This is a genomic window from Microbacterium sp. HSID17254 (assembly GCF_003989315.1).
GTDB lineage: Bacteria > Actinomycetota > Actinomycetes > Actinomycetales > Microbacteriaceae > Microbacterium.
On record NZ_RBLT01000002.1, the window covers coordinates 173,965 to 193,253 of the forward strand.

Consider the following 19,289-nt stretch of genomic DNA (forward strand, 5'->3'; position numbering starts at 1 on the left):
TCCGCGGCACCCTTCCGACAACATACATTCACTCGCATGTATTCCCGTGTCGAGCAGAAAGTCCGGAGACATCGAAAGCGCCCCGCACCACAGGGTGCGGGGCGCTTCCGAACGAGGATGTCAGCCGACGGCGACGAGATCGATGATGAAGATCAGCGTCTTGCCGGAGAGGAAGTGCCCTCCCCCGGCCGGGCCGTACGCGAGGTGCGGCGGGATGATCAGCTCGCGGCGGCCGCCGACCTTCATGCCGGGGATGCCGTCCTGCCAGCCCTGGATCAGGCCACGGAGCGGGAACTGGATGGTCTCCCCGCGACCCCACGACGAGTCGAACTCCTCGCCGGACTCGAACTCCACGCCGGCGTAGTGGACGGTCACGGTGTCGCCGGGCTTGGCCTCGGCACCGTCACCCTCGATGATGTCGCGGATGACCAGTTCTGCGGGGGCAGGGCCGGTCGGGGCGTCGAACTCGGGCTTTGTGCGATCAGTCATGGCTCCATCCAACCCGACCGTCGCGCGCGCGGTCAACGCGACCACACCTGCTCACAGCGAACACCTCGTCGAGCTGCTGTGGCCGCCCGTCGCGGAGACCCTTGACACATCCCCGGGGCCGGGTGCACCCTGGTGGCAGATCAACTCAGCGCCCGGGAGACATGCAGGCATCGCCGCAGCACCGGGCGCTGAGTCTGTCCGAAGCGGTCCCTCAGTAGGCCAGCAGCGCGGCGCGTGCCGCCCTCGTGCGGATCAGCAGAGCACGCTCGTCCTCGACCGCGAGCGGGTCGCGACCGGTGATCGCCCGCTGGCGAACCGCTGCCAGAGCCGTCGCGTCCTTGATGAACTCACGCATCAGCGGCCGGCGGTCGCCGCGCAGCTGCGCCGCCCACGCCAGCCCGACCTTGCGCCCGGCGGGCGTGGCGAGCATCGTGACCTCCTCCGGCGTGAACCAGCCGGCGGCCGCGTACTCGGCCAGGCGCGCCCGCGTGAGCCGCGCCTCCTCTCGCCGCAGCGCGACGATCCCGAGGATGAAGCCGATGAACAGCGGCACCTGCAGGGTGAAGTAGAGCCCGAAGAAGTCGGCGAAGGTGGCCGAGCCGTTCCACAGGCCGTGCAGGAGGATCGCCCCGACCATGCCGAGCAGGCCCGCGCCGGCGGCCGCTCCCGCGGAGGCGTGCCGGCGAGCCACGAGGCCGATCGCGAACCCGGTCAGCGAGGTGAACATCGCATGGGCGAACGGCGAGAGCACCGCCCGCACGATGAAGGTGACGCCGAGCTGCTCGCCGCCGCCTTCGATCAGGCTGATCGCGAAGTACTGGATGTTCTCGGTGAACGCGAAGCCCGCGCCGACGAGCGCCCCGTAGACGACGCCGTCCACCGGACCGTCGAAGGAGCGCCGCGCGAGCAGGAAGATGAGGAAGACCCCGAGGCCCTTCCAGAACTCCTCGACGATGGGCGCCTGGATCACCGCGGAGAACTCCTCGGAGCGGATGTCGAACAGCATAGTGAGGCCGATGTCGACGAGGAGCGTGAGGCCGACCGCGGCCACGGCACCCCAGGCGATGGCGAACGCCACGAGACGCTTGGGCTCCGGCTCCCACCGGTCGATCATGCGCACCCCGAGGAAGACGATCGTGAGCGGGATCAACGCCAGGACGAGCCCGATCACCGAGGCGGTCGGTCCGAGCGCCCAGCCGAAGTAGCCGATGAGCGCCAGGAGGAGGAACCCGAGGAAGCCGAACAGCCACAGCGAGATCGTCCGGCCCTTCTTGTTCGGCAACGGGAGAGCCGGCAGCGACTCGGCGGGCGACGGCGCGACGGGAGCCGGTGGCGTGTAGGGCGTCGGCTGCGCGAGGGCCGACGCATAGCCCGGCTGCTGTCCGAACGTCGGCGGCAGATACGGCGACTGTGCGTACTGCGCGGCGGAGTACGCACTCGGCTGCGCGGGCGGCGCGGACGGCGGCGTGTACCGGGCGGGCTGCTGGGGGTCGGACGGTCCTCCGAAGGTCATGCTCAAAGCTTATGGGGCACAAGCATCCGCGCCGGGCTCTGGGGGCTTCCTCCACCCGACCGGCCGCACGCACCCGGTAGCGTAGAACCATGCGGTTCGCTCACCTGCGCCGTCCAGACTCCTCCCAGGCGGTTCTCGCCGTGGTGGAGGGCTCGGACGCCATCCTCGTCTCCGATCTCCTGTCCGACGCGCCTGCCACCCTGCAGCAGCTGATCGAGCGAGGAGACGCCGGACTCGACGAGTTCCGCGCCGCCCTGCGCGACAGCACGGCCCCGCGCCACCCGCTGACCGGCTGGGGGTTCGCCTCCGCCGTGATCGCGCCGCCGGCCGTGCTCGCCGTCGGTCTCAACTACGCCGCGCACTCCAGCGAGCTCGGACTCAAGACCGACGCCGCGCCGACCGTGTTCACGCTGTGGCCGAACTCGCTGACCGGTCACGACCAGACCACGTCCTGGCCCCGGAGCCTCAGCGAGGCCGTCGACTACGAGGCCGAGCTGGGCGTGCTCATCGGCACGCCCGCGAAGGACGTGCCGGAGGCGGACGCCCTGACGCACGTGTGGGGATACACGGTGGTCAACGACATCACCGCACGGAACATCCAGTTCTCCGAGGCGCAGTGGTCCCGCTGCAAGTCGTTCGACGGCTTCACCCCCACCGGCCCGTTCGCGGTGACCGCCGACGAGATCGCCGACCCGCAGGACCTCCACATCTGGACCGTGGTGGACGGACACACCGTGCAGGACGCCAGCACCGATCAGATGGTGCGCTCGGTGGCGAAGCTCATCGCCCACCTCTCCCAGTCGCTCACCCTGCTCCCCGGCACCCTGATCTCCACGGGCAGCCCCGGCGGCGCCGGCTACTCGCGCGACCCGCAGATCTTCCTCCGCGACCGCTCGACCGTCACGGTCGGCATCGACGGCATCGGCGAGCTCACGACGCACTGCCGCATCCTCGACTGACCCGGACGCGACGAAGGGGACGGGAGCTGTGAGCTCCCGTCCCCTTCGCGTATCCGGTCGACGCTCAGATCTGGATGAGGTCGTCGGGGGTGACGATCGGGATGGCCGCCGTGACCGCCTCCAGGCCCGACAGACGGGCGGGAGACAGCTGCTTGGTGACCTCGTCGCGGGACATGAGTCCGGCCTCGACCACCAGGTCGGCGACGTTGCGGTTGGTCAGCAGGGCCGTCTTGGCCAGGGCGGCGGCCGCCGCGTAGCCGATGAAGGGCGTGAGCGCCGTGATGACGCCGACCGACGCGCCGACCATCGCGCCCAGACGGTCGCGGTTCGCGGTGATGCCCTCGACGCAGTTCACGCGCAGCGTCCACATGGCCTGACGCATCCAGGTGATCGACTGGAAGATCGAGTGCGCGATGACGGGCTCGAAGGCGTTGAGCTGGAGCTGACCGCCCTCGACGGCCATGGTCACGGTCATGTCGGCGCCGACGACCGCGAACGCCACCTGGTTCACGACCTCCGGGATCACCGGGTTGACCTTGCCCGGCATGATGCTCGAGCCGGCCTGGCGTGCGGGCAGATTGATCTCGCCGAGGCCCGCCTGCGGACCCGACGACAGCAGGCGCAGGTCGTTGCAGATCTTCGAGAGCTTGATGGCGTTCCGCTTGAGCGACGAGGAGAACGACATGAAGGCGCCCGTGTCGCTCGTGGACTCGACGAGGTCGGTGGCCGTCTCCAGGTCGAGTCCGGTGATCTCGCGCAGGTGCTTCAGCACGGCGGGCGCGTAGTCGGGGTGGGTCGTGATGCCGGTGCCGATCGCGGTCGCGCCCATGTTGATCTCGAACATGAGGGAGGCGTTCTCGGTGAGGCGGCTGTGGTCCTCGCCCAGGGTCGTGGCGAAGCCGTGGAACTCCTGGCCGAGCGTCATGGGCACGGCGTCCTGGAGCTGGGTGCGGCCGACCTTGAGGATGTCGTGGAACTCCCCCGCCTTGCCGAGGAAGGCCACGCGCAGGGCGTCCAGCTCGTCGAGCAGCGAGCGCAGCGTCAGCGAGAGGCCGATCTTGACCGCGGTCGGGTACACGTCGTTGGTCGACTGGCTGCGGTTCGTGTGGTCGATCGGAGAGAGGAAGGCGTAGTCGCCCTTCTCGCGTCCGGCCATCTCGAGCGCGATGTTGGTGATGACCTCGTTCGCGTTCATGTTCGTCGACGTGCCGGCGCCGCCCTGGATGACGCCGACCGTGAACTGGTCGTGGAACTCGCCGTCGATGACGCGCTGTGCCGCGCGGTCGATGAGGTCGGCCCGCTCGGCGTCGAGGACGCCGATCTCCTTGTTGGCCCGGGCGCTGGCCTGCTTCACCATCGCGAGGGCGATCACCAGTTCGGGGTAGACCGAGATGGGGCGCTTCGTGATCGGGAAGTTCGCATCGGCGCGGGCGGTGTGGATCCCCCAGTACGCGTCGGCGGGGATCTCCATGCTCCCCAGCGAATCGGTCTCGGTGCGGGTATGGGCGGGCGCGGCAGAAGCCATGTCACATCCTCGTGGGTCGTGGCGAACGGAAAAGTGGGGGATGCGACCAGTCTACGCCGGTCCCTGCGGGGTTTTCCGGGAGAACGCCTCCAGGCGCTCCTCCGGGGTCAGCGCCGCCATTCGCGCGATCCACTCCTCCGAGAAGTAGTCGTCGGTCGGCGCGTCGACCACGGGGACGACCGTGTGCGTGAGGGTCTCCGGCCGCACGTGCACGAGCTGGAACGCCTGGGCGGCGTCCATGCCGTTCACCTCTGCCGCCGGACGGGCGACGTTCATGCTGTAGCAGGTCGCGGACGCGACGCTCACCGGGACGCCGGCGAACAGACCGTGTGAGGAGTAATGCAGGTGGCCGGCGAGGATGCCGCGGACGTCGGTGCCGCGGATGACGGCGGCGAGCTCGTCCTGATGACGGAGCTCGAGGATGTCGAACAATGGCAGATGGCTGGGCAGCGGCGGGTGGTGCATCGCCAGGATCGTCCCATGCGGCGCGGGTTCGGCGAGGACGTCGGCCAACCACGCGAGCTGCGCCGGGTCGAGGTCGCCGTGGTGCCATCCCGGGACGCTCGTGTCGAGGGCCACGAGGCGCAGCCCGTCGAGATCCCACACCCCGGTGACCGGCTCCTCGGTGGGCTCGCCGTCCAGGAGCGCCTCGCGGAGCGCCGGGCGCTCGTCATGGTTGCCCGCGACCCAGACCACGGGAGCGCCCAGTTCGGCGGCGACCGGCTCGATCGCCGCACGCAGCCGGCGGTACGCATCCGGCTCGCCGAGGTCGGCGAGGTCCCCGGTGATCACGATGGCGGCGGGAGCGGGATGCACGGCGCGGATCGCCTCGAGCGTCCGCGCGAACGTGTGATCGACGTCGTACCGTCCCCCCAGCGCCGCGCCTCCGGCCAGGAAGTGCGGGTCGCTGACATGGATCAGGACATGGGACGCGGGGGCGTATCGGCCGAAGACCGGGGGCGTTCCGTTGGTTGCGGACATGCCCTCAGCCTAGGGGCGGGTGCCGACGCCCGTCCCTGGCGCGCCGGAGGCTCAGTGGCCGACGACGATGAGCAGGATGCCGGCGATGACCGCGGCCCCGCAGAGCACGAAGCAGCCGTAGGCGCCCACGAGGGCGAGGGTCTTCTGCCCCTCGGTGAGCGGGCTCTTCCTCGCCGCCTTCGCCGCCTGCTTGGCGGCCCGCTTGAGCTCCTTCTCGGAGATCACCGTGATGGCGTCGGTGAACTCCGCCGGGCTCACGACGGGGGCCCGGCCGCTGCGTACGAGCAGACGCAGGCCCAGGGCGTAGAAGGTGACGATGGCGGCGGCGCCGATGAGCGCGGCGGCGAACACCTGCAGGAAGGCGATCCAGTCGATCGTGACGTTCATGCCGAGTCCCCGTTCTGCGAGGCGTCGGACGAGGAGACGCTGCCGGTCTTCGCGGCCTTCGCGTCGGCCTTGGCCTTGGCCTTCTTCTTCGCCTTGTCCTTGGCCTCGGCCTTCGCCTTCTCCTTGGCCTCGGCGCGGGCCTTCGCCTCCGCCTTGGCCTGAGCGATGCGCTGCTGGCGACGCGTGGGCGGCGGTGTGTCGGGGACCTCGACCGCGAGGTGGGACTCGGCGACGTCGCTCATGGCGTTGGCCGGCGTGACGGCGTTGCGCCGCGAACGCATGTACAGCCCGAGGATGATCACCACGGCGAGCACGGCATCGATGGCCACACCCCAGGGACCGAGCCAGACGACGAGCAGCGCCGCCAGGGCGCCGACCCCTCCGGCCGCGGGCAGGGTCAGCAGCCAGCCGACGCCGATGCGACCGGCCGTCCGCCAGCGCACCGTCGAGCCGCGGCGACCGAGACCCGATCCGATGACCGATCCCGAGGCCACCTGCGTGGTGGAGAGGGCGAAGCCGAGGGCGCTGGAGGCGAGGATCGTCGCCGCCGTCGAGCTCTCGGCCGCGAAGCCCTGCGCCGGCTTGACGTCGGTCAGGCCCTTGCCCAGCGTGCGGATGATGCGCCAGCCGCCGAGATACGTGCCGAGGGCGATCGTGAACGCACAGGCGACGATGACCCAGAGCTCGGGCTCGTGGTGCGCACCGGACTGCCAGCCGATCGTGATCATCGCGAGGGTGATGACGCCCATCGTCTTCTGTGCGTCGTTGGTGCCGTGGGCGAGCGCGACCAGGGACGACGTGAAGATCTGACCCCAGCGGAAGCCGTCGCGCCCGTCGGGCTTGCCGTCATAGCGCCGGGTGATCGAGTAGGCGATCTTCGTCGCCACGAAGGCGATGATGCCGGCGGTGATCGGGGCGATGAGAGCGGGGAGGACGATCTTCGACAGCACGGCGCCGAAGTCGATGCCGCCGAGGCCGGCTCCCACGAGCGTCGCGCCGATCAGACCGCCGAAGAGGGCGTGGGACGAGCTGGACGGCAGGCCGAGCAGCCAGGTCAGCATGTTCCAGGTGATCGCGCCGATGAGTCCGGCGAAGATCAGCGAGAGGAACAGCTCCGCCCCCGCGGCGAGGATCGCATCCTCCTGGATGATGCCGCCGGAGATGGTCTTGGACACCTCGGTCGACAGGAAGGCGCCGACGAGGTTGAGGAGAGCGGCCAGGAGCACCGCGGTCTTGGGCTTGAGCGCCCCGGTCGCGATGGGCGTGGCCATCGCGTTCGCGGTGTCGTGAAACCCGTTCGTGAAATCGAAGAAGAGTGCCAGCGCGATGACGAGCACGACGATGAGGGCTGCGGTTTCCACCGTTCGCTTTCGGTCTTGAGGAAGAGGGAGATGTCGACGGGATCGACGTGACGAACGAAGAGTTCACCGTGGGTTTGACTTCCGTTTACCGGCCCCGGTAAATCCTGCCACCGTCCCCCGTGCCGGTCAACTCGACCTGGGATAGCGTGGGACGGTGACTGACGCCCCGATCGCCGCCCGCCGTTCCACCTTCCGCACGCACCACGGCGACACGGTCGACGACCCGTACGAGTGGCTGCGTGCCAAGGACTCCCCCGAGGTCATCGCGCACCTGGAGGACGAGAACGCGCACACCGAGGCGGAGACGGCGCATCTGGCGACGCTCCGCGAGACGCTGTTCCAGGAGATCAAGGGCCGCGTGCAGGAGACGGATCTCTCCGTGCCGACGCGACGCGGAGACTGGTGGTACTACAGCCGCACCGAGGAAGGCGCGCAGTACGGCATCCACTGCCGGGCCGCCGCCGTCGAGGGCGACTGGACGCCGCCGCGTCTCGAGCCGGGGGTGCCCGTCCCCGGAGAGGTGGTGCTGCTGGACGGAAATGTCGAGGCGGAGGGGCACGAGTTCTTCTCGCTCGGCGCGTTCGACACCTCCGACGACGCGACGAAGCTGCTGTGGTCGACGGACTTCGAGGGCGACGAGCTCTACACCGTGCGCGTCCGCGACCTGGAGACGGGCGTCACGCTCGCCGACGAGATCCCGGACACCGGGGGCGCGTTCTTCACCCCGGACGGCACCGGGATCCTCTACACGACCCGCGACGAGGCCTGGCGTCCGGACACCCTGTGGCTGCACCGGCTCGGGACCCCGGTGTCGGACGACATCAAGCTCTTCCACGAGCCCGACGAGAAGTTCTGGCTCGGCGCCGGGATCACGCGCAGTCGTCGCTACCTCGTGATCGGCGTGGGCTCCAGCATCACGAGCGAGGAGTACCTCGTCGACCTGACCGGTGACATCACCGCGGAGCCACGTCCGGTATGGCCGCGGCGGGAGGGCGTGGAGTACTCGCTCGAGCACGCGGTCGTGGACGGCGAGGACCGCCTGCTCATCCTGCACAATGACGACGCCCTGGACTTCGAGCTCGTCTCCGTGGCGGCGGACGACCCGCAGGGCGAGCGCCGCGTCGTCGTCGCGCATCAGGCGGGACGACGGCTGCTCGGGGTGGATGCGTTCCGCGACTTCGCCACGGTGGAGTACCGCAGCGAGGGCCTCGAGCGCGTCGGGCTCCTGGACTACGCGACGGACGCCGTGGAGGAGCTGCAGTTCGACGAGCCCCTCTACTCGGCGGGCGTCAGCGGCAACCCGGAGTGGCACTCCCCCTTCCTGCGCCTCGGCTACACGTCATTCGTCACCCCAGGCACGGTCTACGAACTCGACCTCGCGACGCGCGAACTCGTCCTCCGCAAGCAGGTGACGGTGCTCGGCGACTACGACCCCGCTGGCTACGGACAGCGGCGGGAATGGGCCACCGCGGAGGACGGCACGCGCGTGCCGATGTCCCTCGTCTGGAAGCGCTCCTTCGGAGAGCCCGGAGCGACGCCCCGGCCCGTCCACCTCTACGGCTACGGCTCGTACGAGCACTCCATCGACCCGGGCTTCTCCGTCGCCCGACTCTCGGAGCTGGACCGCGGAGTCGTCTTCGCCGTGGCGCATGTGCGTGGCGGCGGCGAGATGGGCCGGCAGTGGTACGAAGACGGCAAGCTCCTGCACAAGCGGAACACCTTCACGGACTTCGTCGCCTGCGCCCGGCACCTCGTCGACGAGGGCACCACGACGCCGGCCCAGCTCGTCGCGGAGGGCGGCAGCGCGGGCGGTCTGCTGATGGGCGCGGTCGCCAACCTCGCTCCGGAGCTGTTCGCCGGGATCCTCGCGGGGGTGCCGTTCGTCGACGCCTTGACCACGATCCTCGACCCCTCGCTCCCCCTCACGGTGATCGAGTGGGACGAGTGGGGCGACCCTCTGCACGACCCGGAGGTGTACGCGTACATGAAGTCGTACACGCCGTACGAGAACGTGCGCGACGGCGTGGAGTACCCACGGATCCTCGCGGTGACCTCGCTGAACGACACCCGCGTGCTCTACGTGGAGCCCGCCAAGTGGGTCGCCCGGCTGCGGGAGGCCGGCGCGAAGGACGTGCTGCTCAAGTGCGAGATGGTCGCGGGGCACGGGGGCGTGAGCGGGCGGTACAACTCCTGGCGCGAGCGGGCGTTCGAGCTCGCCTGGCTCCTGGACACCCTCCACCTCGCCTGACGCATCGGTCACGCCCGGCATCAGGCGCGCGCGGCATCAGGCATTCGCGCGGCATCAGGCGCGAGTGGCTCTCCTGGCCTGATCTCGCGCGGAGGCCTGCACTCCCGCGTCCGACGCGGGCTCAGGCTACCGCGCGGCATCAGGCGCAAGCGCGGCATCAGGCGCAAGTGGCTCTTGCTGCCTGATCTCGCGCGGACGCCTGTGGTGACCACACGCGACGACTGATCCTGCACAGGGCCAGGATTTCGCGAACGATCTGCCCATCCCGAGTGCTGCGATGGAGAGTGCTGCGCGAGCGCTCAAGGTGGAGAGGTGAGACGCACGAGGGTCGAGAGCTGGGTTCGAGAGCAGGGAGGCTCCGCGCATTCGTCGCGCGTACGTGAGGCGGGTTTCACCGAGTACCAGATGCGTCGCGCGGTGCAGGAAGGCACGCTCGAGCGTGTGCGCCGGTCGTGGCTCCTCCTCCCCGATGTCGATCCACGGCGCCGGGCGGCTGCTTCGGTCGGCGGGAGAGTCACCTGTGTGAGCGCTGCGGCTCTCGCCGGATGGTGGGACATCGGGGCCACGGACGTGCACGTCGCCCTCCCCCGGACCGCTTCTCGGTTCGACCGCGGCGGCGTCCAGGTGCATTGCGCCCAGGGGCCTGTGCCGGCGCATCCGCGCGCGGCGGTCGATCCCGTCCTGGATGTCCTCTTCCAGGTCGCGCGATGTCGGCCGCCCGTCGAGGCCCGCGCGATCTGGGAGTCCGCCATCCGCCACGGGGCGGTGGAGCTGGATACGCTCGCGCGGGTGCGGTGGCGGTGCCACGCTGCTGACCGCCTCGCTCGAATCGTCCGCGGCCGGTCGGACTCCGGTCCCGAGACGGTCTTCGTCGAACGGATGCGCGCGATCGGCATCGACGTGCGACAGCAGGTGTGGGTGGACGGCCATCCGCTCGACGGTGTCATCGGCGAACGGCTCGCCATCCAGATCGACGGCTTCCGCCACCACAGCGCCGCCGGCGACCGGCGGCGTGATCTCGCGGCGGACGCGAGGCTCGCACTCCGCGGATACACCGTCCTGCGCTTCGATTACCACCAGGTCATGGTCGATGACACTCATGTCGAGGACACCGTCCTGGCCGCGCTCGCGCAGGGGCTGCATCGCGCACGCCGTCGCACGACGGCTCGCGGAGAGCAGACCGAACACAAGCACAGGCCCTCACGCGAGAACAGGCGAGAAAGACAGCACGACGCCTGAAGCCGCGCGAGAGCCTGACACCGCGCGAGGCCGTGAGAACAGGCGAACGCGCGCATACAGGCACTCACGCAAATTCAGGCAGGGAAGACAGCAGGACTCCTGAAGCCGCGCGAGGGGCTGAAGCCGGCGGTCAGCCGAAGAGGGCGGCGGCCTCGTCGTAGCGATAGCGGGGCACCGTGTTGAGCTCGCCCAGAGCATCCGCGAACGGGACGCGGACGATGTCCGTCCCCTGCATCGCGACCATCTGCCCCCAGGCGCCGTCCACGATGGCATCCGCGGCGTGCAGGCCGAGCCGGGTCGCGAGGACGCGGTCGAAGGCCGACGGCGAGCCGCCACGCTGGATGTGGCCGAGGATCGTGGCCCGCGTCTCGATGCCCGTGATTCGCTCGATCTCGGGGGCGAGCAGATCGCCGATGCCACCGAGCCGCGGACGGTTGAACGCGTCCAGGCCCTTGTCGCTGTAGGCCTCGTCCATGCCGGCGAGCTTGAAGCCCTCGGAGACGACGACGAGCGGCGCGCGACCGCGATCGTGGGCGCTCGTGACGAGAGCGGTGATCTCGTCCAGCGACATCGGCACCTCGGGGATGCAGATGACGTGCGCGCCCGCGGCCATTCCGGCGTGCAGGGCGATCCAGCCGACGTGACGACCCATGACCTCGGCGACCATGCAGCGCTGGTGGGAGTCGCCCGTGGTCCGGAGCCGGTCCATGGCGTCCGTGGCGATGTTCACGGCGGTGTCGAAGCCGAACGAGTAGTCCGTGGCCCGGAGGTCGTTGTCGATCGTCTTCGGAACGCCGAGCACCTTGATGCCGTCCTTGGCGAGGCGGTCCGCCGCCGCGAGGGTGCCTTCGCCGCCGATCGCGACGATGCCGTCGATCTTGTGGCCGTAGAGGGTCTTCGCGATGTTGTCGGCGCCTCCGCGCTCCCCCTCGTAGGGGTTGGTGCGGCTGGTGCCGAGGATGGTGCCGCCCACCTTGGACAGGCCCTTCACCTCATGCCGCGTCAGGGGCATGAAGTCGCCCTCGACGACGCCGCGCCATCCGTCGCGGATGCCGACGAACTCCAGGTCGTAGGTCGTGGTGCCCTTGAGCACGATGCCGCGGATGACCGCGTTGAGTCCGGGGCAGTCGCCGCCGCTCGTCAGGATGCCGATCTTCATGCTGCTGCCTTCGGAGGTCGAGGGATGGGGGTGCGGCGACAGTGCCTGCGATCGACACTAGCGCGCCGTCCCCTCGCCTGGCCATTCGAGCGCGTCGAAAACCGGGGATCTTGACGGCCGCGAGGAGCGATCACGCCGAACTTCGCGTCCCGGCAGGATGAGGCCTGGGAATCGCCGTTAAGAACACGTGTTCTTGACGACGTCTCAGCGCCCGCCCAGAGCCTCGCGCAGAAGGTGCGTGAGCGCCGCCAGCTGCACCGACTCGCTCGCCGTCTCCTCCGTCGCCTCGCCGTCCAGAGCGCGGGCCGCGAGGCCCTGCTTCTGGTCGATGAGCTCGGCGATCTTCGTGTCGATCGTGTGCGCGGCGATGATCCGCCAGGCGGTGACAGGCTCGTCCTGGCCGATGCGGTGCACGCGGTCGATGGCCTGCGTCTGCTCGGCAGCGGTCCACGACAGCTCCGCCAGGACGACGTTCGAGGCCGCCTGCAGGTTGAGTCCGACGCCGGCCGCCGTGAGCGAGCACACCGCGATGCCGACCTCGGGGTCGCCGTTGAAGTCGTCGATGGCCTGCTGCCGTGCCGTGTTCGTCTGGTCGCCGCGGATGGACACCGCGCGGATGCCCGCGGAGGCGAAGTGCGCCTCCGCCTGATCCATGACGTCGATGTGCTTCGCGAAGAACACGACCTTGCCGACCGACCGCTGCAGCTGTGCGGCGTAGTCGGCGGCGAGGAGGGCCTTCGCCTGACCGATGCGGCGCACCATGGTGAAGACGTTGTCTCCCCCGGTGCCGGCGGCCTTCGACTCCTCGAGCTCGTTCTGCGCCACGAGCCGGACGATGTCGTCGTCGATCTCTCCGGGCGCGAGACCGCGGTCGCCGCGTGCCTCGATGATGCGGCGGTAGCGGGCGGCCAGGCGCTCCCCCAGCTCGCGCTCGGCCTGGCGGATGCTGCGACCGAACTCGTCGTCGAGCTGCACCGGCAGATCGGCGACCAGCTTGTCGGGCAGGTCGGCGGCGACGTCCTTCTTCTTGCGCCGCACGATGCCCATCGAGATCACCGCGTCGCGGGCCTCCGGGTAGAAGGCCTTGTCCGCGGGCGTGAGCCCCGTCGCGTCGAGCTTCTCCATGAGCTCCGGTCCGGGCTTCTCGCCGTTCGTCCAGCCGAGGAAACGCCAGATGGCGTCGAAGTCCTCGACGTCGTTGATGAGCGGAGTGCCGGTGAGGGCGAGCATGAGCGGATCGTGCCCCGGCGTGCGCTCGCGCACCTGCGCCGCGAGCGAGAGCACGTTCTGCGAACGCTGCGAGGAGAGGTTCTTGATGAAGTGCGCCTCGTCGACGACCATGCCGCGCAGGCCGATCGACGCGAGCCAGGACATGTGACGGTCGAGGATCTCGTAGTTGACGATGAACACGTCGGCGAAGGCGTCGATGTCGTCGCCGTCGCCCTGGATGACCGTGGCACGACGCTGCGGCGTCCACCGCTCGACCTCGCGCGCCCAGTTCATCTTCACGACGTTGGGCACCACGACGAGCAGCGGATAGGCGCCGGCGACGGAGGCCGCGAGCACCGACTGCGCCGTCTTGCCGAGGCCCGGCTCGTCGGCGAGCAGGAAGCTGCGGTGTCCGGCGCGCACAGCCTCGAGGAAACGGGACTGGTGCACCATGATCTCGCGGCCCTTGGGCGAGATGTGATCGAACTCCGGGGCCGGCGGAAGCTCCATCGACGCCGCCGCACCGCCCGCGCCGGTCTCGAAGGCCTTGTACAGCGGCCCCATGAGCTCCCAGCCGTCGAGGCGGCGGCGGGGCGTGCTGGCCGGACGCGGGGTCAGGTCGGGCGCGAGGAACGGGTTGGCCAGCTGACGGGCCTCCACCGAGGGCGGGGTGACCTGACGCTCGGCGATGGCCGCGGGGACCACCGACACCTGCACGGGCGCGGGGTCGGCGATGATGAGCTCCTCCGGCGGGAGCTCGGCCCCCGACTCGAGCAGCCAGTCGCGGCGCATCCGCTTGGCGACCGGCGAGGTGGCCTGGTCGGCCTCGAGCAGCTGGATGAGCGAGGTGTCCCGCGCGGCCGTCTTCGCGAGGATCGTCGCGACACCGTCGAGCCGCTTGAGCAGCTCGGCGCGGGCCGCGTCGGTGATCTCCGTGTCGGCCTTCACCCTGGCGCGCTCCTCGCGCACCAGGAAGGCGATCACCTGGAACTTCGTGCGGTTCGTGGGACCCAGCTTCCCCCGCTGGGACTTCGCCTCGATCTCGCGCACCTTGCGCGCGAGGATCGGGATGAGGGGTGCCTCGTCATCGCGACGGGACGTCTTCTTACGCCGCGGGGCGGCGGTTGCCGTGGTCGGCATGCTCCTCCTGAGCCTGAAGGGCTCCGGCGCCCTCAGGGAGCCGTGAGCCGTTCTCGTCGTCCGCGTGTGGCGTGAGCCAGGACCGTGCGGACTGTGGATCGGTGTTCCCGCCGGAGCACGCGATACGTGCGGGACCGGTGGGAGCCTGACTCTATTCTATGTCATCCCTGGCACTGGCCGCGGGAGCACGGCGCCGTCGTGTTACGCGGACACGTTCAGGATGGTCGCGGCCTGCGTCACATCGGCGGCCATCTGGGTCATCAGCTTCTCGATGCCCTCGAACGCGACCATGCCGCGCAGCCGCTGCACGAACTCCACCGTCACGTCGTGACCGTAGAGATCGAGCCCGGTCTCCCCCAGCACGTGCGCCTCGACCTGACGGACGAGCACGTCGTCGAAGGTGGGGTTCGTGCCCACCGAGATCGCCGACGGGTGCCGGATGCCGGTGTCGTGGTCGACGAGCCAGCCGGCGTAGACGCCGTCGGCGGGGACGAACGCGTCGATGATCGTGGAGAGGTTGGCGGTCGGGAAGCCGAGCTCGCGTCCGCGCTTCAGCCCGTGGACGACGACGCCGCGCACGTCGGGATACCGCCCGAGGGCGCGGGCCGCCTCGGTGACGTCCCCCGCCATCAGCAGCTCGCGGATCCAGCTCGACGAGACCCGGCGGCTCGACCCCGGAAGGTAGACGTCGTCGACGACCTCGACCGTGAACCCGTATCGGGGGCCGAGCTCCCGCAGCAGCTCGGGGGTGCCGGCGCCCCGGTGTCCGAAGCGGAAGTCGGCGCCGACGAGCACCGTGGACACGTGCAGCGCGCCGACGAGGATGTCGACGACGAAGTCCTCCGCGCTCCGGGCGGCGAGCGTCTCGTCGAACGTCAGTACCAGCGTCGCGTCGAGTCCGAGCTCGCCGAGGAGCTCCAGCTTGCGGTCGACGGTCACGACGTTCTCGGGACACCGGTCGGGACGGATCACGGCGAGGGGGTTGCGGTCGAACGTGACCGCGACGGCACGGCTCCCCGAGGCCGCGGCCGCCTCCTCCAGGCGGCGGATGACGGCGCGGTGCCCCTCGTGCACGCCGTCGAACTTGCCGATGGCGACGGCGCTGGGCCCGAAGTCCTTCGGCACCTCGTCCGGATTCCGGAACACGATCACGCGGCGACCTCGACCGGACGCGCGGTCTCGACGGGCCGGTGCGTGCGCAGCCACCAGATCCCGAAGATCGGGAGGACGAGGGGGATGAAGAGGTAGCCGCGCCCGAACAGCGACCATACGGTCTCGTGCTGGAAGAGCTCGGGGAGGACGAGGCTGAGCACGCCGACGACCAGGACACCGGTGAGTTCGAAGACGATCGCCACCCACGCGACGGTGTACCAGCCGCGACGACGCGCGAAGACGAGCGCGAGCGTCGCCAGGACGTACACGACCGCGGCCAGCGCCGAGAGGCTGTAGGCCAACGGGGCCTCGTCGAATCGACGGACGATCTGCACGAAGCTGCGCCCGGTGGCCGCCAGTGCCATCACGGCGTAGACGATCACCAGGACACGACCGATACCGGTCATCCGAGTGGAGGGGGCGGTGGAGCTCATAGCGCATTCCATCTTAGAGCCGGGCGAGCTGCCCGGCGTCCGCTCCGGGTGCTCCTCAGGCGACCTGCACGGTCCAGATGACCTGCATGCGCCAGAGCATGATCGCGATCGCGAGCGCGGCCACGCCGAGCACGACGGTGCTCCACCGGCTGCGTTCCATCAGCGCCCAGAGCACGGCCCCGATCGGAAGCAGGGCCGCCGAGACGAGGTACACCCAGAACTCCAGCAGATCCCCGGTCGGCGGGTTCCCGGCGAGGGGCGCCACGATGGCGACGACGATCTGCGCGACGAGCAGCACCTCGACGAGAGCGAGCGCCCCGACGGAGAAATCGCTGGGGCGGCGACCGGCGAACCCCGCGCCGAGGCAGAAGAGCCCGGCGGCGACGGCGACGACGATCTGCACGATCGTGAACCACAGGATCATCGGGAGACCTCCGGCATGTTCATGGCGCTCTTCACATCGGCACCGCGCTTCTCGACGATCCCCACGAGCGTGCCGTCGTCTTCGACGGCCGCCGCGAGCGGTCCGTCCAGGCGCGCGGCCTGCCCGGCGAGGCGCTTGCCGTGTCGCAGGTCCCGCGCCTCGTCCGCCGTGACGGGGAGGACGGAGAGCACGCGGCCGGCGGCGGCGCCGGGGGTGAGCACGGGAGCGCCCTCGAGCGCGTCGATCGTCACGGCGTCACGCACGTCGAACGGGCCGACACGGGTGCGGCGGAGGGCGGTCAGGTGGCCGCCGACGCCGAGGGCGGCGCCCAGGTCGCGGGCCAGCGAGCGGATGTAGGTTCCGGACGAGCAGTCCACGACGACATCGAGGTCGATCGCGTGGTCGTCGCGGCGACGCGCGACGACGTCGAATCGGGACACGACGACGTCTCGCGCCGGGAGGACGACCTCCTCCCCCGCACGGACGCGGTCGTAGGCGCGGCGACCGTCGACCTTGATCGCCGACACCGCACTCGGGACCTGGGAGATCGCGCCCGTCAGCGCGGCCACTCCGGCATCGATCGCCGCCTCCTCGATCGCCGCGAGGGCGCTCTCATCCGCGCGGTGGAGGATCTCGCCCTCCGCGTCATCCGTGGAGGTGACGGCACCGAGCCGGACGGTCGCCTCGTAGGTCTTCTCCGCGCCCACGATGTAGGTGAGGAGGCGGGTCGCCCCCTCGATGCCGATGACGAGCAGTCCGGTGGCCATCGGGTCGAGAGTCCCGGCGTGGCCTACCTTGCGGGTCCCGAAAGCCCGTCGGGTGCGGGCGACCACATCGTGACTGGTCAGCCCGCCGGGCTTGTCGACGAGGAGGATGCCGGGGGTCGCCATCCCTCCAGCCTACCGAGGCCGGGAGCGGCGACCGCTCGCCTAGGCTGGAGGGATGGCCGCGCCCGCACCGTCTCCTGCGACGATGACGCCCCTGCACGGCTGGTACGCCGAGGAGGCGCGCGATCTGCCGTGGCGCCGCCCGGAGTTCCACGCCGCCTTCGGCGCCTGGGGCGTGCTGGTGAGCGAGTTCATGCTGCAGCAGACGCCCGTGACCCGCGTGATCCCGCACCTCGACGCGTGGCTGACCCGGTGGCCCACACCCCGCGCGATGGCGGCCGCGTCTCCGGCGGACGTCGTGCAGCAATGGGCGAACCTCGGCTATCCGCGGCGCGCCCTGTGGCTGCACCGTGCGGCCGTCGAGGTGGTCGAGCGCCACGGAGGCGTCGTGCCGCGTGACGTCGACGCCCTCCTCGCCCTCTCCGGGATCGGCGACTACACCGCCCGTGCCGTGGCCGTGTTCGCGTACGGCGACCGTCATCCCGTCGTCGACACCAACACCCGGCGCGTGCTCGCCAGGGCGGTCGAGGGACGAGCGCAACCGGGGTCCCCGTCCCGCCGCGACCTCGCGCTCATGGCGGCGCTGCTGCCCGCGGACCCCGCAGAGGCCGCGGTCCTCAACGCCGCGGCGATGGAGCTCGGCGCGACGATCTGCACGTCCCGTGCGCCCCGATGCGACCGCTGCCCGCTGGCGGACGGGTGTGCGTGGCTCGCGGCCGGCCGACCCGACACCGGGGATGTGCGACGACGACAGGCCGCGTACGAGGGTTCGGACCGCCAGGCCCGCGGCGCCGTGCTCCGGCTCCTGCGCGCCGCCGCCCCCGCCGCAGTCCCGCTCACCGCCGTCCTCCCGGACTGGCCGGACGTGCGTCAGCGGGACCGTGCGATCGACTCCCTCATCGCCGACGGGCTCGCGGAAGCCGACGGGGAGGGCCTCTCCCTCCCACGGTGAGCGCTCAGAGGAGCTGTTCGGTGCGGTGGGCCAGCACGGTCAGTTCGACGCGGCTGCGGACATGCAGCTTCGCGAACGCGCGTCCGAGGTGCACCTCGACCGTGCGGACCGAGACCGACAGCCGCTCCGCGATCGCGCGGTTCGCCGTCCCTCCGACCGCGAGCATCGCCACCTCGAGTTCCCGAGGCGTCAGTCGCTGAGCCCAGGCGCTCCGACAGGCGGGCAGGGCCGCCGTCCCGTCCGCCGTGGTCCCGGACGCCTCGAGCCGTTCCCGCCGTCGTCGCACCGCGCGCTCCCAGGCTCGCGCTCCGGCGACCTCGAACAGCCGCTCGGCCTGCGCGAAGTGCCCGCGTGCCGAGACCACGTCTCCGTGCAGACCGGATCGGACCCCGAGGAGGGACTCGACCCGCCCGCGGGCGAACGGAGACCGAAGCCGGCTCGCCGCCACCCGCAGCTCCTCCTGGTCCGTGCGCCAAGTGGGGCCGGCGGAACCGACGACCGCCCGCCGCAGCGCCGCGGCGATCTCGCTCTCCGGCGGCCGCGCGGTCCCCGGCCGGTATCCCCCCGGCGACCAGAGCACGACCTCGTCGACTCCCGGCACCGCGAACACCGGCTGCGGGGCTCCGCGGTCCCGCCACAGCCCCATGGCGCCGACGGCCACCTCGAAGGAACCGTCCAGAAAGGCCTCGACGGCGCGATCGACCAGCACGTCCGACCCGGCGGCGGGAGCAAGGACGTCGGTGAGTGCACGCGCGATCGGGCCCAGGGCGCCGAGCACCGCCAGGTCGAGCCGCCGCGCCAGGACGACACCGAGACCGGCGAACGGGATGGCGACGGGGAGCTCGACCGCCGCGTGCCGGAGCAGTTCCCTGGCCGGACCGATGTCTCCCCGCCAGACGAGGAGCAGCACCTCGGTGACAGCGCGGTAGGCCCGCACGACCGGGCTGCTCTCGAAGCCGGGGAACACCGGATCGCGCTCCGCTCCGGGAAGTCCTCCCGTGCGCAGCAGCCGCAGGCCCTCGTCGATGTCGCCCGCGCATGCCATCTGCAGCGCCGCCGCTACGCCGCCGAGCCCGCCGAGGCCCGCGGTCCCGCTCGCCGGCATGACGTCGCCGGCGAGGAGAGCGCACACCCCCACCACGGCATCGCGCAGCGCACGGTCCGTCCCCGCGTGGGAGGCTCCGCGGACCTGGGCGAGCCAGCGCCACTCGGCCCCGCGGTCGCGACGTT

17 protein-coding genes are annotated in these 19,289 nt (G+C 70.7%); 4 read left to right on the forward strand and 13 right to left on the reverse strand.

All coding sequences use genetic code 11. From position 1 onward, the window contains the following. Nucleotides 1-120 precede the first annotated feature (120 nt). Nucleotides 121-489 carry an FKBP-type peptidyl-prolyl cis-trans isomerase gene (locus tag D8M34_RS02400; RefSeq protein ID WP_025103196.1) on the reverse strand — a complete coding sequence of 123 codons (369 nt, stop codon included), beginning with the start codon at nucleotides 487-489 and terminating at the stop codon, nucleotides 121-123. Between the two features lie 211 nt (nucleotides 490-700). Then, entirely contained in the window at nucleotides 701-2,002 is a 1,302-nt protein-coding gene (locus D8M34_RS02405; RefSeq protein WP_126893047.1) for a PrsW family intramembrane metalloprotease, read from the reverse strand. A gap of 89 nt (nucleotides 2,003-2,091) precedes the next feature. Between D8M34_RS02405 and D8M34_RS02410 the strand changes: the two genes are divergently transcribed. Next, nucleotides 2,092-2,961 carry a fumarylacetoacetate hydrolase family protein gene (locus tag D8M34_RS02410; RefSeq protein ID WP_126893048.1) on the forward strand — a complete coding sequence of 290 codons (870 nt, stop codon included), beginning with the start codon at nucleotides 2,092-2,094 and terminating at the stop codon, nucleotides 2,959-2,961. Nucleotides 2,962-3,025: 64 nt separating this feature from the next. Here D8M34_RS02410 and D8M34_RS02415 read toward each other — a convergent pair whose 3' ends face one another. The 4 genes from D8M34_RS02415 to D8M34_RS02430 are packed head-to-tail and all read right to left on the reverse strand — an operon-like array spanning nucleotide 3,026 to nucleotide 7,215. Next, on the reverse strand, nucleotides 3,026-4,486 hold the full coding sequence (locus D8M34_RS02415; protein WP_025103193.1) for an aspartate ammonia-lyase: 1,461 nt from the start codon (nucleotides 4,484-4,486) through the stop codon (nucleotides 3,026-3,028). A 51-nt stretch (nucleotides 4,487-4,537) separates the two neighbouring features. Beyond that, nucleotides 4,538-5,467 carry a phosphodiesterase gene (locus D8M34_RS02420; protein ID WP_126893049.1) on the reverse strand — a complete coding sequence of 310 codons (930 nt, stop codon included), beginning with the start codon at nucleotides 5,465-5,467 and terminating at the stop codon, nucleotides 4,538-4,540. A 51-nt stretch (nucleotides 5,468-5,518) separates the two neighbouring features. Next, nucleotides 5,519-5,854 carry a hypothetical protein gene (locus D8M34_RS02425; protein ID WP_025103191.1) on the reverse strand — a complete coding sequence of 112 codons (336 nt, stop codon included), beginning with the start codon at nucleotides 5,852-5,854 and terminating at the stop codon, nucleotides 5,519-5,521. After that, complete coding sequence (locus D8M34_RS02430; RefSeq protein ID WP_025103190.1) at nucleotides 5,851-7,215, reverse strand: inorganic phosphate transporter; 1,365 nt, start codon at nucleotides 7,213-7,215, stop codon at nucleotides 5,851-5,853. Before D8M34_RS02430 ends, D8M34_RS02425 begins: the two co-directional genes overlap by 4 nt. A gap of 154 nt (nucleotides 7,216-7,369) precedes the next feature. Between D8M34_RS02430 and D8M34_RS02435 the strand changes: the two genes are divergently transcribed. Next, a complete protein-coding gene (locus D8M34_RS02435) occupies nucleotides 7,370-9,463 on the forward strand; it encodes a S9 family peptidase (protein WP_126893050.1) in 2,094 nt (697 codons plus the stop codon). Nucleotides 9,464-9,985: 522 nt separating this feature from the next. After that, on the forward strand, nucleotides 9,986-10,702 hold the full coding sequence (locus D8M34_RS02440; RefSeq protein ID WP_238695579.1) for an endonuclease domain-containing protein: 717 nt from the start codon (nucleotides 9,986-9,988) through the stop codon (nucleotides 10,700-10,702). Between the two features lie 130 nt (nucleotides 10,703-10,832). On the opposite strand, the gene D8M34_RS02445 is transcribed toward D8M34_RS02440, so the two are convergent. The 6 genes from D8M34_RS02445 to truB all read right to left on the reverse strand — a co-directional run bounded on the left by D8M34_RS02445 (nucleotide 10,833) and on the right by truB (nucleotide 17,110). Next, a complete protein-coding gene (locus D8M34_RS02445; protein WP_025103187.1) occupies nucleotides 10,833-11,861 on the reverse strand; it encodes a 6-phosphofructokinase in 1,029 nt (342 codons plus the stop codon). A gap of 204 nt (nucleotides 11,862-12,065) precedes the next feature. Then, nucleotides 12,066-14,210 (reverse strand): DEAD/DEAH box helicase, encoded by a 2,145-nt coding sequence (locus tag D8M34_RS02450; RefSeq protein ID WP_062766558.1) that lies wholly within the window; start codon nucleotides 14,208-14,210, stop codon nucleotides 12,066-12,068. 201 nt (nucleotides 14,211-14,411) lie between these two features. Continuing rightward, a complete protein-coding gene (locus tag D8M34_RS02455; RefSeq protein ID WP_126893051.1) occupies nucleotides 14,412-15,362 on the reverse strand; it encodes a bifunctional riboflavin kinase/FAD synthetase in 951 nt (316 codons plus the stop codon). Then, entirely contained in the window at nucleotides 15,359-15,796 is a 438-nt protein-coding gene (locus D8M34_RS02460; RefSeq protein ID WP_231729434.1) for a hypothetical protein, read from the reverse strand. The genes D8M34_RS02455 and D8M34_RS02460 overlap by 4 nt, the downstream gene beginning before the upstream one ends. A gap of 55 nt (nucleotides 15,797-15,851) precedes the next feature. Then, the gene (locus D8M34_RS02465) at nucleotides 15,852-16,220 is read right to left on the reverse strand and encodes a hypothetical protein (RefSeq protein WP_126893052.1); all 369 of its coding nucleotides are present in this window, start codon (nucleotides 16,218-16,220) and stop codon (nucleotides 15,852-15,854) included. After that, entirely contained in the window at nucleotides 16,217-17,110 is an 894-nt protein-coding gene (truB, locus tag D8M34_RS02470) for a tRNA pseudouridine(55) synthase TruB (RefSeq protein WP_126893053.1), read from the reverse strand. The genes D8M34_RS02465 and truB overlap by 4 nt, the downstream gene beginning before the upstream one ends. Before the next feature lie 52 nt (nucleotides 17,111-17,162). Between truB and D8M34_RS02475 the strand changes: the two genes are divergently transcribed. Next, on the forward strand, nucleotides 17,163-18,059 hold the full coding sequence (locus D8M34_RS02475; RefSeq protein WP_446723716.1) for an A/G-specific adenine glycosylase: 897 nt from the start codon (nucleotides 17,163-17,165) through the stop codon (nucleotides 18,057-18,059). Between the two features lie 4 nt (nucleotides 18,060-18,063). Here the strand turns inward: D8M34_RS02475 and D8M34_RS02480 are convergent. Further along, nucleotides 18,064-19,289 (reverse strand): helix-turn-helix transcriptional regulator (locus D8M34_RS02480; RefSeq protein ID WP_148113045.1); only part of this gene is annotated, 1,226 nt, incomplete at its 5' end.